Annotated in this window: 16 protein-coding genes; 6 read left to right on the top strand and 10 right to left on the bottom strand. The window is 63.3% G+C overall.

The annotated features are described in order from the left end of the window. Positions 1-13: 13 nt before the first annotated feature. The 10 genes from IC609_RS06560 to IC609_RS06515 form a co-directional block, all read right to left on the bottom strand. Complete coding sequence (locus IC609_RS06560) at positions 14-448, bottom strand: nuclear transport factor 2 family protein (RefSeq protein WP_191818611.1); 435 nt, start codon at positions 446-448, stop codon at positions 14-16. Positions 449-470: 22 nt separating this feature from the next. Next, on the bottom strand, positions 471-1223 hold the full coding sequence (locus tag IC609_RS06555) for an SDR family NAD(P)-dependent oxidoreductase (RefSeq protein WP_225224069.1): 753 nt from the start codon (positions 1221-1223) through the stop codon (positions 471-473). A gap of 107 nt (positions 1224-1330) precedes the next feature. After that, complete coding sequence (locus IC609_RS06550; RefSeq protein ID WP_191818609.1) at positions 1331-1903, bottom strand: DUF3833 domain-containing protein; 573 nt, start codon at positions 1901-1903, stop codon at positions 1331-1333. Continuing rightward, positions 1900-3210: an MFS transporter gene (locus IC609_RS06545; protein ID WP_191818608.1), complete on the bottom strand. Its 1311-nt coding sequence runs from the start codon at positions 3208-3210 to the stop codon at positions 1900-1902. The genes IC609_RS06550 and IC609_RS06545 overlap by 4 nt, the downstream gene beginning before the upstream one ends. After that, complete coding sequence (locus tag IC609_RS06540; protein WP_191818607.1) at positions 3207-3746, bottom strand: chalcone isomerase family protein; 540 nt, start codon at positions 3744-3746, stop codon at positions 3207-3209. The genes IC609_RS06545 and IC609_RS06540 overlap by 4 nt, the downstream gene beginning before the upstream one ends. Before the next feature lie 9 nt (positions 3747-3755). Beyond that, on the bottom strand, positions 3756-4982 hold the full coding sequence (locus tag IC609_RS06535; RefSeq protein WP_191818606.1) for an SAM-dependent methyltransferase: 1227 nt from the start codon (positions 4980-4982) through the stop codon (positions 3756-3758). 22 nt (positions 4983-5004) lie between these two features. After that, entirely contained in the window at positions 5005-5781 is a 777-nt protein-coding gene (locus IC609_RS06530) for a DUF1365 domain-containing protein (protein WP_191818605.1), read from the bottom strand. After that, a complete protein-coding gene (locus IC609_RS06525; protein WP_191818932.1) occupies positions 5778-7076 on the bottom strand; it encodes an NAD(P)/FAD-dependent oxidoreductase in 1299 nt (432 codons plus the stop codon). The genes IC609_RS06530 and IC609_RS06525 overlap by 4 nt, the downstream gene beginning before the upstream one ends. A gap of 5 nt (positions 7077-7081) precedes the next feature. Next, the gene (locus IC609_RS06520; RefSeq protein ID WP_225224068.1) at positions 7082-7600 is read right to left on the bottom strand and encodes a glutathione peroxidase; all 519 of its coding nucleotides are present in this window, start codon (positions 7598-7600) and stop codon (positions 7082-7084) included. A 235-nt stretch (positions 7601-7835) separates the two neighbouring features. Next, the gene (locus tag IC609_RS06515; protein ID WP_191818603.1) at positions 7836-8495 is read right to left on the bottom strand and encodes a GntR family transcriptional regulator; all 660 of its coding nucleotides are present in this window, start codon (positions 8493-8495) and stop codon (positions 7836-7838) included. Positions 8496-8665: 170 nt separating this feature from the next. Here IC609_RS06515 and IC609_RS06510 point away from each other — a divergent pair, with 170 nt between their 5' ends. The 6 genes from IC609_RS06510 to IC609_RS06485 all read left to right on the top strand — a co-directional run bounded on the left by IC609_RS06510 (position 8666) and on the right by IC609_RS06485 (position 14536). After that, positions 8666-9856, top strand: a complete 1191-nt coding sequence (locus IC609_RS06510) for a CaiB/BaiF CoA transferase family protein (protein WP_191818602.1) — start codon at positions 8666-8668, stop codon at positions 9854-9856. Then, positions 9856-10665: an enoyl-CoA hydratase gene (locus tag IC609_RS06505; RefSeq protein ID WP_191818601.1), complete on the top strand. Its 810-nt coding sequence runs from the start codon at positions 9856-9858 to the stop codon at positions 10663-10665. The genes IC609_RS06510 and IC609_RS06505 overlap by 1 nt, the downstream gene beginning before the upstream one ends. Before the next feature lie 28 nt (positions 10666-10693). Next, complete coding sequence (locus IC609_RS06500) at positions 10694-11668, top strand: quinone oxidoreductase family protein (RefSeq protein WP_191818600.1); 975 nt, start codon at positions 10694-10696, stop codon at positions 11666-11668. 28 nt (positions 11669-11696) lie between these two features. Further along, on the top strand, positions 11697-12671 hold the full coding sequence (locus tag IC609_RS06495) for a tripartite tricarboxylate transporter substrate binding protein (RefSeq protein WP_191818599.1): 975 nt from the start codon (positions 11697-11699) through the stop codon (positions 12669-12671). Between the two features lie 15 nt (positions 12672-12686). After that, the gene (locus IC609_RS06490) at positions 12687-13475 is read left to right on the top strand and encodes a class II aldolase/adducin family protein (RefSeq protein WP_191818598.1); all 789 of its coding nucleotides are present in this window, start codon (positions 12687-12689) and stop codon (positions 13473-13475) included. A 68-nt stretch (positions 13476-13543) separates the two neighbouring features. Continuing rightward, entirely contained in the window at positions 13544-14536 is a 993-nt protein-coding gene (locus IC609_RS06485) for a Bug family tripartite tricarboxylate transporter substrate binding protein (RefSeq protein WP_191818597.1), read from the top strand.

The following is a 14536-nucleotide window of genomic DNA, read 5'->3' as shown; positions in this document are numbered from 1 at the left end:
GCTCAACAACAGATCACTGGTTCGCTTGCTTTTTGAGCCAGCGCATCAGGCCACCCAGCACGGGGAGTTTTTCGTACAGCTCTTCGGCCGCGTCCCAGTAATCGCGGTGCAGGGTGATCAGGCCCTGGGCGTTGAACTGCAGGTGGGTGCTGCCACGCACGGTTTGCCAGGTGGTGGTGTCAAAACGCTTGAAGCGAAAGCGGAAGTCCCAGACCAAAAAGGCCTGATCGCCATCGACCAGCTGGTGGGTGACCACAAAGTGCGGCTGATCGAGTGCGACGTACATGTGGCGAAAAATCCGATCGATCTCGGGCAAGCCCCGCACATCGTTGAACGGGTCCTTGAAGCGGGCGTCTGCCGCGTAGAACTGCGGCAACTGTTGCACGCTGTCTGGCGTCAGTTGCTCAAAGAAGGTGGCCACATGGGCGGTGTGTTCTCGGGCGTTCATGGTCGGGCGTTCAGGGTTCAGATCAGAGGCCAGTGAAGCGGCGCACCAGCGGAAAGTACAGCCGGTACGGCAAGAGTTTGAGCAGTTTGAGCCACAGCGTGAAGCGGCGCGGAAAATGGATGTCGAACTGCCCGCGTGCCCAGCCGCGCAGCATCTCGTTCGCGGCCTTGGCCGGGGTGATGAGTGCGGGCATCTCAAACTCGTTTTGGGCGGTGAGCGGCGTGGCCACAAAGCCCGGGTGCACCACGCTCACGCCGATACCCTGGTCTTGCAAATCCACATACAGCGTTTCGGCCAGGTTGGTCATGGCGGCCTTGGTCGGGCCATAGGCCAGGCCGTTGGGCAAACCCGCCCAGCCCGCCACGCTGCTGATCAGGCTGATGTGGCCTTGCTGCTGCGCCAGCATGCCCGGCAGCACCGCATCCAGCACATGCAAAGCGCCCTGGTAATTGACCTCGTTGTGCTGCAGCATCTGGTTCAGATCGAAGGCCGTGGCGCGCTGCGCCTTGTAGTAGCCTGCGCAGTACACCACCAGGTCGAGCGGGCCGCTGGCCAGGACCTCGCGGGCGGCGGCTTGCACATCGACCACACGGGTCACGTCCAGTGGCAACCAACGCACACCCGCGTCTTGCGTGGCCCAGGCCTGCACCTGCTGAGGATGCCGTGCCGACACGGTCACCTGCGCGCCTGCGGCACGCAGCGCCTGCGCACACGCCAAGCCAATGCCCGACGAAGCCCCGATCAGCCAAACACGGCGACCGGTCCAGTCCACCATTGGCGTGTTGGGCTGATACCAGCGGCGGGTCGCGCTGCTGGTGGTCAACACCGCCGCTTGTTTGTGCGTGGGCTGCGGCAGGACCGCACCCGGCTCGGTCCAATCGTTCATGGCTTGCCTTGCACGGGGGTTCTGCGGCTGAACGACAAAGTGACCTCGCCCAAGCGAATGCCCCACTTGCTCATGACCGCCTTGTTGAGCATCACGCGGTCGTCCATCAGGTACATGCGGTCGTCGAACTCGACGTTCCAGACGCGCCCGTCGACCGGCAAAGCGAGGGTGTAAGCCCACGAAAAAGTGTTGCCACGCACCTGCCCGGAGGCCTCGCCCACCACATCGTCGGCGCGGCCTGTGTAGCGGCCATCGGGCCCGGCTTTCAGTCGCCAGATGCGGCGCTGCGTGCTGCCATCCGAATAGGTGAAGGCCTCATCCAGAACACCCTCATCGCCCTGCCAGCGGCAGTCCATCACCACGGTGAAGCGTTTGACCACTTCGCCGCTGCGGTCGGTGAAGATGCCCCAGGCGTCCACCGTGCCATTGAAATACGTGCGCAGGTCCAGCGCAGGTTTGTCTTGAGACACATCGCGCACGGGCGAGCCCGCACAAGCGAGCAGGGTGGCAGGCATGGCCAAAAGGGCCACACGGCCAAGAGCGTGTCGACGAGACAATGAGGTGTTCATGGGGTCAAGCTCCGTGAGGGATCGGTGATGCCAAATGCGCCGGATGACTGGCGCATCAGGCCAAAGTACAGGCCGGCCATGGCCAGGAATTTCAGAAGACAGGGCAGCAAGCCATAGGCCAGACTCAAGGTCAACAGTGCAGCGGGTTCGCGCTGGCCCGGGGCATAACCGCCCAATGCCAACAAGGGCAGGGCCACACCTGCGGCCAATGCCAAATTGAGTTTGGTGACCAGATTCCACCAACCCATGAAGGCGCCGTCTGTGCGGCCACGCTCACCACTGTGGTCAATCAACTGGTTGAGCAATGCACCAGGCACCGTCAAGTCAGCGCCCAGCGCCAATCCAGAGGCGATGCAAATGACCAGAAATTCAGCGCTGTCGCCCGGCCCCAAGGTGAGCACACCTGCAAACGCCAGGATGGACAATGCCATGCCCAGGCACCAGCTGCGCATCAGGCCGAGGCGGTCGATCAAACGCAACCAGGCCGGGAACGACAGCGCCCCGGCAGCAAAGTACAAGCCCAGAAACAAGGGCTGCATGACGGCAGGGGCTTGCACGCCATCCTGCACAAAAAAGAGCACCAGCGTGGCAGGCAACGCACTGGCCAGACCATTGACCAAAAACACCGCCACCAAACGCGCAAATCCAGCGGTGCGCCACGGGCGCCACAAGCCTGTGTTGTGGGCTGTGGCGTGTGGCGTGGTTGCACCGCCATGCGGCACCCGTTGCTGGGCTTGCCGCCATGCCCACAGGCCAAGCAACAGTGCCAGCACCAAAACCGCCGCCGTGGCTGGCCAGCCAAGCCAACTGGGCAAGGCCGACGCCAACAGCACGCCCACCAGTCCCCAGCCTTCGCGCCAGGCGACCCAATGGCTTTGGGCCAATGCGCCACCGCCTTGGCGTGCGGCCCAGGCCTGGTGCAATATCGTCAAACCGCTGTAACTCACATGGCTGAGCGTGAGCCCAGCTGCCACCCACACCAGCAAGGTCTCGGGCGAGAGCGCAGGCGGGAAGAACAAGCCGACAAAGCCGCACGCCACACCCAACGCCAGCAGGGCGGCACACCACCACACCGCCAGCCATGAGCGTCGGTACAGGGCATCGCCCATGCGTCCCAGCCACGGGTCGATCAAAGCATCTGCCGCACGGCTGGCCAACAGTACGCCCCCCAGCGCAGCCAATGGCACGCCATGCTGCTGCGCATACAGGTTGGGCAAATGCACATACACAGGCAAGGCCACAAAAGCCAGTGGCAAGCCCAGCAAACCATAGCGGGCGGTGGGGACCACGCTGTGCTGGCCACTCATGGCTTGAGGCCTTTGATCAAGCGCGTGCGCAGCTGTGGCTCGGAGCTGCGCTCGTCAAGCCAGATGCCAAAAAACAAGCGCGCAAATTGCGGGTCGGCCACCTGGCCTGCGCGTCGGCCATTCACCCAGAACTCGGCCCCTTGGCCGGGCAGGTGAACACCCGTGATGCGGTCACCCTGCGCCACGTCAGGAAACATCTGGCGCATGGCCTGCAACCACTCCTGTGCCTTGGCTTGGCTGAGCTGACCAATGCGGCGCATCTCGTCGATGGAGCGCTCGGCAATCGCCTGCCCTTGCAGCTTGCGCAGGTACTGCAGCTCCAGCGCAAAGGTGTGGCGCGCGTAATGTTTCACTTCAAAGTCAGGTGTCGTCCACAGGCGGGCGTCATAGACTTCAAAGCCCCACACCGCAAAGCGGTTGACCGTTTGCGGCTGCACGCCAGGCACACCCGACAGCTCGAGGCGTGCGTCTTGCGCATGCCCGAGCAGCGCCGCGAGCGCCCAGGCCCAACCCACCGCAATGTGTGCACACCGCATGTCAGTGGCTCATTCGGGTTTGAGGAGCGTGAACTGCAGCACGTCGATGTTGGCCTCGTCAAACGCCGCTTCGCAGTACGCCAGGTAAAACTCCCACAAGCGGATGAAGCGGTCATCGAAGTTCAGCATCTTCACTTCATTCAGGCTGGCCATGAAGCTGGCACGCCAGCGTCGCAGCGTTTCGGCATAGTCCGGTCCGAAGGCAAAGCTGTCGACCACCTGCAAGCCTGCGGCCTCGGCCTGCTTTTTGAATTCGCTTGGGCTGGGCAAACAGCCCCCCGGAAAGATGTACTGCTGAATGAAGTCGGTCGAATGCAGGTAGCGGTCAAACAAGGCATCGTCGATCACGATGCTCTGGATGCAGGCGCGCCCGCCGGGTTTGAGCAAGCGGCTCACGGTCTGGAAGTAGGTGGGCCAGTATGCCTGGCCAACGGCCTCGACCATTTCGATCGAGCAAATCGCATCGAACGAAGCGTCCTGGATGTCGCGATAGTCCTGCAAGCGCAAATCGGCCTGGGCCTTGACGCCGTGCCAGTTCATGCGCGCATTGGCAAACGCCAGCTGCTCGGTCGAGAGCGTCACACCCGTGATGTGCGCACCGAACTCGGTGGTGGCCGCCTCGGCCAAAGCGCCCCAGCCGCAGCCGATCTCCAGCACACGGTCACCGGACTTCACACCCGCCATGCGCAGAGCGCGGCGCACCTTGGCTTTTTGGGCCTCGGCCATGTCCCGGGTGTGGTCGCCCTCGAACCAGGCCGACGAATAGTTCATGGTCTCGTCAAGCCACAGTTCGTAAAACGCGTTGCCCAGGTCGTAATGCGCGTGGATGTTCTTGCGGCTGTTGGTGCGGGTGTTGCGGTTGAGCCAGTGCTTGACGCGGTAAGCCAGGCGCCCCAGCCAGTGGCCGTAGATCGCGCCTTCGATCTCGCGGCGGTTGGCGATCAACAGGCGCATCAGGTCGGCCAGCGCAGGCGTGGTCCAGTCGCCCGCCATGTAGCCTTCGGCAAAGCCGATGTCACCGGACTTGAGCACCTCGGCGCACATTTCCCAGCGGTGGATGTGGATGGCGGCAAACGGCGCCTGGTGGGTGCCAAAGACCTGCGCATAACCGTCAGGTCCGTGCACATGCAGTGTGCCCACGCGCAGGCGCTGGAGCAGGCTGAGCACACGCTGGGCAGCGCGGGGCATGTCCTGCTTTTGAATCGGGGCAGTCACAGTGTTCAAGGTGGTGGTCATCGGCAAATCTCCATCCGAAAAATCATCGGGTCACAAATTGGGCGGGCGGCGCGGGCTTGCGCCAGAAGGGCACTTTTTTGGCCCACAGCAGCAGGGCATGCCAGTGGATGCGCAGCACCACGCCCAGCGTCAAAAGCGGAAAGCGCCACATCACGCGGCGCATCGCCGCAGCAGTGGCAGGTTCGAGCTGACCGCTCCAGCTGGTGTCGATCAGGGGGCCTTGCGCGTCAGCGTGCTCCACACGCGCCACGATGCGGTCTTGCCCGCCATGGATCGTGCGCATGAAGCGAAAACGGTAGTGCCCTTGGACATCACAAAACGGCGACACATGGAACACCTTGTCTGCGCTCAAGGTCTGGCCGTAATGGGGCGAAGGCAGCAAATAGCAATGCCGCTCGCCAAAGGTGTTGTTGACCTCGGCCACGATGGCGGCCAGCGAGCCGTCGCTGCGGTGCGCGTACCAAAAGCTCACGGGCTTGAAAGCATGGCCCAGGATGCGCGGGAAGGTCTGCAACCAAACCTCGCCCGTGGCGTCGGTGATGCCCTCGGACTGCAACAGGCCTTGCAGCCAGGCCAGCGCACCACCTTGCTCGGGGCCACGCCCGTCGCCATGGTCGCGGTCATGGAAAGCCCACCAGGCGCGGCGGTTGACCGCCAGATCGGCCTGCTGGCCTTCGGCCTGCAAGCGGCGCATGGGCAGCATCAAAAATGCCGTGGGATACGCAAACGCGTGGCGCGCCGGGCGCAGGCGGGCATGCCGCACCACCCCCCAGCCGATCAGCGCGCCTGCGGTGCTCATGCGGCTGAACCCGCCTGGATGCGCTGCAACAAAGCACGGCCCACGTTGAGGCCGGACTTGAGCCCGTCTTCGTGAAAACCGTAGCCCGCCCAAGCCCCGGCAAACCAGGTGTGTTGCTGGCCCTGCAGCAAAGGCAGGCGCTGCTGCGCCTCGATGGCGGGCAAATCAAACACCGGGTGCGCGTAGTCGTATGTGCCCACGATGGTGGCCGGGTCGATGGCCTGCACCGGGTTGAGCGACACCACCACGGGCTGCGTGAACGGGATGCGCTGCAATCGGTTGAGCAGGTAGTGCAAGCACACGCGAGAGGACTCGCGGTCATCGCTGGCGGCGCGTTCGTAGTTCCAGGCCGCCCAGGTCTTGGGGTTGGCGGGCAGCACCGAGGCATCGGTGTGCAGCACAGCGCGGTTGGCCTGGTAGCGGATGGCCCCCAGCATCTGTGACTCGTTGGCGCTGGGCTCGCGCAGCATGGCCAGGGCCTGGTCGGTGTGGGTGGCGATCACCACCTCGTCAAAGCGCTCGGCATGGCCATCGGTGATGATGCGCACGCCTTCGGCGTTGCGCTCGATCAAACGCACCGGGGTGTTCAGGCGCTTGTCGGGCACATGGGTCAGGATCTTGTTCACATAGTGGCGCGCACCGCCGAGCACACTGAACCACTGCGGGCGGTTCATCACCTGGATCAGCCCGTGGTTGTGGCAAAAGCGGATCATGGTCGCCACAGGGAACTGCAGCATTTGGTCGGTCGGGCAGCTCCAGATGCAGCCCATCATGGGCAGGAAATACCAGTCACGGAACTCGTCACTGAACTTGTGCGTGCGCAAAAAGTCACCGAGCGGCTGCTGCAAGGCGGCTTCGCGTTGCTCTTTAGCGATGCGGGTGCACAGCGCATTGAAGCGCAGCACATCGGCCAGCATGCGCCAAAAGCGTGGGTTGATCAGGTTGCGGCGCTGCGCGAAGACGGTGCTCAGGTCGGTGCCGCTCCACTCCAGCGTGCGGCCCCCCACAGCACCCGGCACCTTGACCGAAAACGACATGTCGGACGGCGTGGTCTCGACCTGCAAGTCGGCAAAGAGCTGGATCAGGTTCGGGTAAGTGCGTTCGTTGAACACCAAAAAGCCTGTGTCCACCCCGTGGGTGACCAAACCCTCTGGCGTGGGCAGCGTCACGTCCACCGTGTGGGTGTGGCCACCAAAATAGTCCCCGGCTTCAAACACGGTGATGTCGGCTTGCCCCTTGAGTGTGTGCGCCACGGCCAGACCCGAAATGCCCGAGCCGACGATGGCCAGTTTCATGCGGCTCATGGTTTGGTCCCCAGGCTTTTTTCAATCGCGCCGACCAGACTCTTGCTGTCAGGGGCGGTCATGCTGCTGTAGCTCTCCACCAACTTGCCGTCACGCCCGATCAGGTATTTGTAGAAGTTCCAGCGCGGCACGGTGGCCCCCTGCGCGGCCAGCTGTTTGAACAGCGGGTTGGCCTGCTCGCCTTTGACGCTGGAGGCGGCAAACATCGGGAACTTCACCCCAAAGGTGTTCTCACAGAAGTCGGCGATGTCTTTGTTGTTGGCCTTTTCCTGCGCGAAATCGTTGGACGGGAAACCCAACACGACCAGACCTTGGTCTTTGTACTTGGCGTACAGGGCCTCCAAGCCCTTGTATTGCGGGGTGAAACCGCAGTAGCTGGCCGTGTTGACCACCAGCACCACCTTGCCCGCGTACTGGCACAGCGACTGGGGCTTTTCGTCCTGCAGGCGGGGAATCGTGTGGTTGAGCAGTGCAGGGCACGCGGCTGCGGGCGTCTGGGCCTGTGCAAGCCCCATGGACACCACGCCCCAACCCAAGGCCAGCAGCACGGTTTTTACCAATCGGTTGATCATTTGGACTTTTAAATCTGATTTGTGACTGATCAGTCTAAACGTATTTGGTCCGGCTGTCATCCGACTTTTCCGGGTTCCCCAAGGGAAATAGGGGGCGACGCACACCAAAGTACGCACGCCGCTTACGGGGTGTGTCTTTCAGATGGAGAAGACTCAGCCTGCCCGGCTGAACAAAGGATCAGACGTCCATGCTCCGCATCAAGCGCTGCCGCCCCTCCAGCACATGCTTTTCGGCCGCTGACCGGGCCTTGCTGTTGGCGCCTTTGACGATGGCGTCGTAGATCTGGCGGTGCTCGATGTTGGAGCGGCGCATGTTGCCCGGGGCGTTGAAGTACTTGCGCCTGAAAAGGTGCAGCTCCTTGACGTAGTCGTCATACGCAGCCTGGGCACGCTGGTTGCCTGACAGGCGCATGATCAATTGGTGAAAGCGCAGGTTCAGCTCGTAGTAGCGGCTGCCGTCTTCCTGCTCGCAGGCTTCGTCCATGCCTTGGAGCAACTCTTCAAACTGCAATTTGTCAGCCTCGGTCAGGTGTTCGCTGGCGTGCTCGGCCCCAAAGCCGAACATCAGGGCGCGCAACTCGTAGGTTTCGAGCATCTCGCGCAGCGAGAACTGGCGCACAAACACGCCCCGGTTGACCACGGCCGTGACCAAGCCCTGCCCAGTGAGGATGCGGATGGCTTCACGCACCGGGCCACGGCTGGTGCCCATGCGCAAGGCCAGTGCGGCTTCGTTGAGCCGCGAACCAGGCGCCAATTCCCCGGTGTAGATCCATTGCTTGAGCTGCTCCGCCACCCACAGGGGGAGGTTTTGCTCGGGTTTGTCGGCCGGGGAGGTCATGCGGATGGGGCTGTTGAACGCTGGGAATGGAGGCCAGATGGTACAGGAGCCGCCTGCGCAAATGAGCAGCAACCCCGCTTTTGTGTCGACAATATGGTCGAAGTGTTGACACTTTAAGCCCGATTCGGTGACACTTTGGGCTGATTTTGGCTCTTTGCAGGACACCCGCCATGCCCCACATTCCCGCCTCTGCGGCGCTTTCTCACTTGCGCGTGATCGACCTGACCCAGGTGCGCGCTGGCCCCACTTGCTGCCGCCAGCTGGCCGACTGGGGCGCCGATGTGGTGCAGGTGCAGATGCCCGAACACATGCGCGGTGACGACACGCTGGGCGGACAGGAAGGCTCGGACTACCAGTACACCCACCGCAACAAACGCTCGATCACGCTCAACCTCAAGGAAGCCGAAGGCATTGCACTGCTCAAGCAGCTGATCGCCCAAGCCGATGTGGTGGTCGAGAACTTCCGCCCTGACGTGAAGTTCCGCCTGGGCATCGACTACGACAGCCTCAAGGGCGACAACCCGGGGCTGATCTACGCCAGCATTTCGGGCTTTGGGCAAACCGGCCCACTGGCCCAGCGCCCGGGCTTTGACCAGATCGCCCAAGGCATGGGTGGCCTGATGTCGGTCACCGGTCTGCCCGGCGAAGGCCCGATGCGCGTGGGCATCCCGATCGCCGACCTGTGCGCAGGCATTTTTGCGGCGCAAGGCATTCTGGTGGCGGTGATCGAACGGCAAAAGTCGGGCCAAGGCCAGTGGCTGCACACCTCGCTGCTCGAATCGATGGTCTACATGATGGACTTCCAAACCTCGCGCTGGTTGATCGACGGCGAAGTGGCCACGCAGGCGGGCAACTTTCACCCAACCAGCATCCCCACGGGCGTGTACAAAGCGCGCGACGGCTATATGAACATCGCGGTCTTCGGCTCCAAAATCTGGGAGCGGTTTTGCGACATCCTGGGCGCGCCGCAATGGGTCACCGACGAACGCTACAAAGACAAGCCCAGCCGCTCGGTCAACCGCGATGCGCTCAACGCCGAGATCAACGAACGCCTGGCCGCGCAAGACTGCGCTTACTGGATCCAGCGCCTGAACGAAGGCGGCGTGGCCTGCGGTTTGATCAACAGCATGGACGCGGTGTTTGAAGAGCCGCAAGTACAGCACCTGAAGATGGTCAAAGACGTGGTCTCGCCCCACCAAGGGCCACAACGGCTGGTGGGCCAGCCCGTGCAGCTCGAGCGCACGCCCAGCACCATTGCCCGCACCACGCCACGGCGCGGCGAGCACAGCGAAGAAATCCTCGGCGAGCTGGGCGTGAGCGCCGCAGACCTGGCCCGCCTCAAATCCACCGGAGTCTATTGATGAGTGACATCACCTACACCTCACCCACCGAACGGGTGAACACCTGGCTGGACGGCAGCACGCTGTTCATCGAGTTCAACAACCCCGCACGCCACAACGCGCTGAGCGTGGACATGTGGGAGGCCGTGCCCGTGCTGCTGGCTCTGGCCGAACAGGACAGCCGTGTGCGCCTGGTGGTGTTCAAGGGCGCGGGCGAAAAGGCTTTCGTGTCGGGCGCCGACATCTCGCAGTTTGAAGACATGCGCGCGGCCCAAGAAGCGGTGACGCGCTACGAGGCCATGGCCGAAGCCGCGCTCATGGGCATCTACAACTTCTCCAAACCCACGCTGGCTTGCATCCGCGGCTACTGCATTGGTGGCGGCATCAACGTGGCCATCAGCTGCGACATGCGCATTGCCGCCAGCGACGCGGTGTTCTCGGTGCCTGCAGGCCGCCTGGGTCTGGGTTACCGTTACTCGGCCATGAAGAACCTGGTCGACCTGATCGGCCCCGGTGCGGCCAAGGACTTGTTTTTCACGGCACGCCGCATCGACGCGGCCGAGGCGCACCGCCTGGGCCTGGTCTCGCGCATCGCCAGCGTGGAGGCCCTGCCCGGGCTGCTGGCCGAGTACACCCGCGCACTCGATGAAAACGCGCCGCTGACCATCCAGGCCGCCAAGTTCATCACGCGCGAAATCCTCAAGGCCTCACCAGAGGCCGATTTGGCGCATTGCCAGCAACTCATTCGCGGCTGCTTTGACAGCGCCGACTACGCCGAAGGCCGCAAAGCCTTCATGGAAAAACGCAAACCCGCTTTCAAAGGCGTCTGAGCGTTCAGACGCGCCACGGAGAACACACATGAAGTCATATTGGATGGTGTCGGATGACACCGGATCACGTCTGGAGCTGCGCGACGTGGACACCCCCCAGCCCGGCCCAGGCCAGGTGCTGGTCAAGATGCACGCGGCCTCGCTGAACCGGGGTGAGTTCATCCACGGCCACGGCTTGCACGCCGCAGGCAGCGCCAAAGCAGCAGGCATGGAAGGCGCGGGCGAAATCGTGCAGCTGGGCGAGGGCGTCACGGGCTGGAAAGCGGGAGACCGTGTGATGGGCCGCTGCCCCGGCGCGTTCTCGCAATACGCCTTGATGGATGTGCGCGAGACGATGCCTGTGCCCGCACGCCTGACACTCGAAGAAGCCGCCTCGATCCCGCTGACCTTTTTGGTGACGCACGATCTGCTGGTGCTGCAAGGCCAACTGCAAGCGGGCCAGTGGCTGCTGGTCAACGGTGTGTCGTCGGGCGTGGGCGTGGCCTCTTTGCAAATGGCCAAGGTGCTGGGCGCCAAGGTCATCGGCACCTCGGGCTCGCAAGCCAAACTCGACCAACTCCAAGCCCTGGGACTGGATGTGGGCATCTGCACCCGCGCACCGGACTTTCATGACGCGGTGATGCAAGCCACCGAAGGCAAGGGCGCCAACCTGGCCGTCAACACGGTCGGCGGCACGGTGTTTGCCGAGAGCCTGCGCAGTCTGGCGTTTCAAGGCCGCATGGGCATCGTGGGTTACGTCGACGGCACGCTCACAGCGCCGATTGACCTCGAAACCCTGCACGCCAAGCGCTTGGTGGTGTTTGGTGTGTCCAACAAGCTGCGCACGCCTGCCCAGCGGGCCGACGGCATCGCCAAGTTTGCGGCGCAGATCCTGCCCGCGTTTGCCGATGGCCGCATCCAGCCGATGATCGATCGGGCTTTCGAATTTGACGCCATGCCGCAGGCCAAGGCGCACATGGAAAGCAACCAGCACACGGGCAAGATCGTGCTGCGCATCGGCTGACCACACCCCCACACGGAGGAGACACACGATGAACAAAAGAAAAGCACTCGCCGCCTTGGTCTGGGCCCTGGTGGGCACAGGCGTGCACGCGCAGTCCACCGCACCCTACCCGAACAAACCCGTCAAGCTGCTGGTGGGCTTTGCCCCCGGGGGCGCTGCCGACCATGTGGCGCGCTCGATGAACGACGCCTTTGGCCGCGCCCTGGGCACCAGCGTGGTGGTCGAAAACCGCGCAGGGGCGGGCTCGAGCATCGCCGCCGAAATCGTGGCCAAGGCCCCCGCCGACGGCTACACCGTGCTGATCGCCAGCCCCAGCAGCATCTCGGTGAACCCGGCGCTCAACCCCAAGCTGGGTTACAGCCCCAAAGACCTGGCCCCGGTGACCAAGATCACCACCTCGCCTTTGGTGATCGCGGTCAATCCCAACATCGGCATCAACTCCTTGCAAGACCTGATGGCCCGCGCCAAAAAGGAGCCCGGTCGCATCAACTACGCCACCTCGGGCAATGGCTCGGCGCCGCACCTGGGCGGTGCGCTCTTCACGCAGCTGGCCAATGTGGACCTCACGCACATCCCGTTTCGCGGGGGTGGTCCGGCCATCCAGTCGCTGATCGCGGGCGACACGCAAGTGACCTTTGGCACACCGCCTTCGGTGCTGCCGATGATCCAGGCCGGACGCCTCAAAGGCCTGGCCGTGAGCACCACAGAGCGCACACCGCTGGTGCCGGGAGTGCCCGGCATGCGCGAGGCGGGTCTGCCCGAATACAGCATCGAGTTTTGGTATGGCATCTTTGTGCCTGCGGCCACGCCCGCCCCGGTGGTCAAAAAAATCTACGAAGCAGCGCAGTGGGCCATGGGCCAGCCCAACGTGAAGGCCGCACTGGCGCGTGAAGGCACCGATGTCGATCTGTCCAAATCGCCCGAGCAGTTCGCGGCCTTTTTGCAGGAAGACGCGAAGTTCTGGGTCAAACTGGTCAAGAACGCGGGCGTCAAACTCGACTGACAAGGAGTGTGCAAGATGGTGAAAGACGGTGTTTTGCAAATTGAATCGATGAAGGACCGCTGCACAGCCGCCGAGTGGCAAGCGCGCGTGGACCTGGCCGCCTGCTACCGGCTGGTGGACCTGTACGGCCTGTCGGACATGATGGCCAACCACGTGTCGAGCCATGTGCCGGGCGAGCCCGGCGCGTTTTTGATCAACGCCTACGGCATGATGTACGAAGAGATCACGGCGTCCAGCCTCATCAAGATCGACATCCACGGGAACATCCTGTCCAAGCCCGACTTTGGCGAGCTGAATTACGGCATCAACAAAGCCGGCTACGTGATCCACAGCGCGGTGCACAACGCACGCCCCGAGATCGCCTGCGTCATCCACACCCACAGCTGGGCCTCAATGGCGGTGTCTGCCCTCGAATGCGGGCTGCTGCCGATCACGCAAACCGCGATGCGTTTTCTCAAGATCGGCTACCACGACTACCAGGGCGTGGTGCTGAACGAAGAAGAACAAGCCTCGCTGCTCAAAGACCTGGGCCAAAGCGAAGCCTTGATGCTGCGCAACCACGGCGCGCTGGTGGTGGGCCGCTCGGTGGGCGAGGCCTTCAACTGGATGCATCGGCTGGAGCTGTCTTGCCAGACACAGCTGGCGGCCATGGCCTGCAACACCCCATTCGCCAAGGTGCCGCAACCCATCCTCGAAGAAACCTGGAACAACTACCAGCCCGGCACGCGCAGACCCTACGGCCTGATGGAATGGCCCGCCTTGCTGCGCAAGCTTGACCGCCTGGACCCCAGCTACAAAACCTGAACCGGGCAGCCATGCCCCAACGCACCCCGGCGTTCAAGCGTTGGGACACAGCATTGCAAGGAGACAAGATGATCCGTTTATCCTGGCTGCACATCCGCAGCGTCGTGTTGGGTGGAGGGCTGCTGGCCCTGGCCAGTTTGACCGCCTCGTCGGCGCTGGCACAAAGCTACCCCAACAAACCCGTCAAGGTGGTCGTCGCCTTCACCGCAGGCGGCACCACCGACATCCTGGCGCGCATGGTGGCGCAGCAGCTGACCGACAAGCTCAAGCAGCCCTTTGTGATCGACAACAAGCCCGGCGCTGGCGGCAACCTGGGCACCGAATTGGTGGTGCGTTCGCCTGCCGACGGCTACACCCTGCTCGTCAACTCGGTGGGGCCGATCGCGGTGAACCCCACGCTGTACGGCAAGCTGCCCTACAACCCGCTCACCGACCTGGTGCCCGTGGTGCAGATCGCCGATGTGCCCAATGTGCTGGTGGTCCACCCCAGCGTGCCTGCGCAAAACATGGACGAGTTGGTGGCGTATGCCAAAGCCAACCCGGGCAAGCTCAACTACGGCTCCACAGGCATCGGCACGTCGTCGCACCTGTCGAGCTTCATGCTGGGCAAGCGCGTAGGCTTTGACGCCACGCACATCCCCTACAAAGGCGCCGATGCGCTCAAGGACCTGCTGGCCGGGCGCATCCAGTTCATGTTCGCCACCATCCCCTCGGTCATGCAGCACATCACCGCAGGCAAGCTCCGCCCGATGGCGGTGAGTAGCCTCAAGCGCTCGCGGGCTTTGCCCGATGTGCCCACCGTGGTCGAAAAAGGCTTCCCCAACTTTGAGGCCGGTTCGTGGTTCGGCTTCTTCGCCCCCAAGGGCACCCCCGAAGCCGTCATCACTGCGGTCAACAAAGCCGTCAACGAGATGCTGACCCTCCCAGCAATCGAGCAGCAAATGGTGGCGCAGGGCGCAGACCCGGCAGGGGGCACGCCCGCCCAATTTGGTCAGTTCACCCAACGTGAGCACGACAAGTGGCGCGTGATCGTGCGCGAGTCTGGCGCACGCGCCGAGTGA

It is taken from the genome of Limnohabitans radicicola (genome assembly GCF_014837235.1).
In the GTDB taxonomy this organism is placed as follows: Bacteria; Pseudomonadota; Gammaproteobacteria; order Burkholderiales; family Burkholderiaceae_C; genus Limnohabitans_A; species Limnohabitans_A radicicola.
Note: the sequence above shows the minus strand (reverse complement) of the source record. Positions and strands in the feature narration are given on the sequence as shown.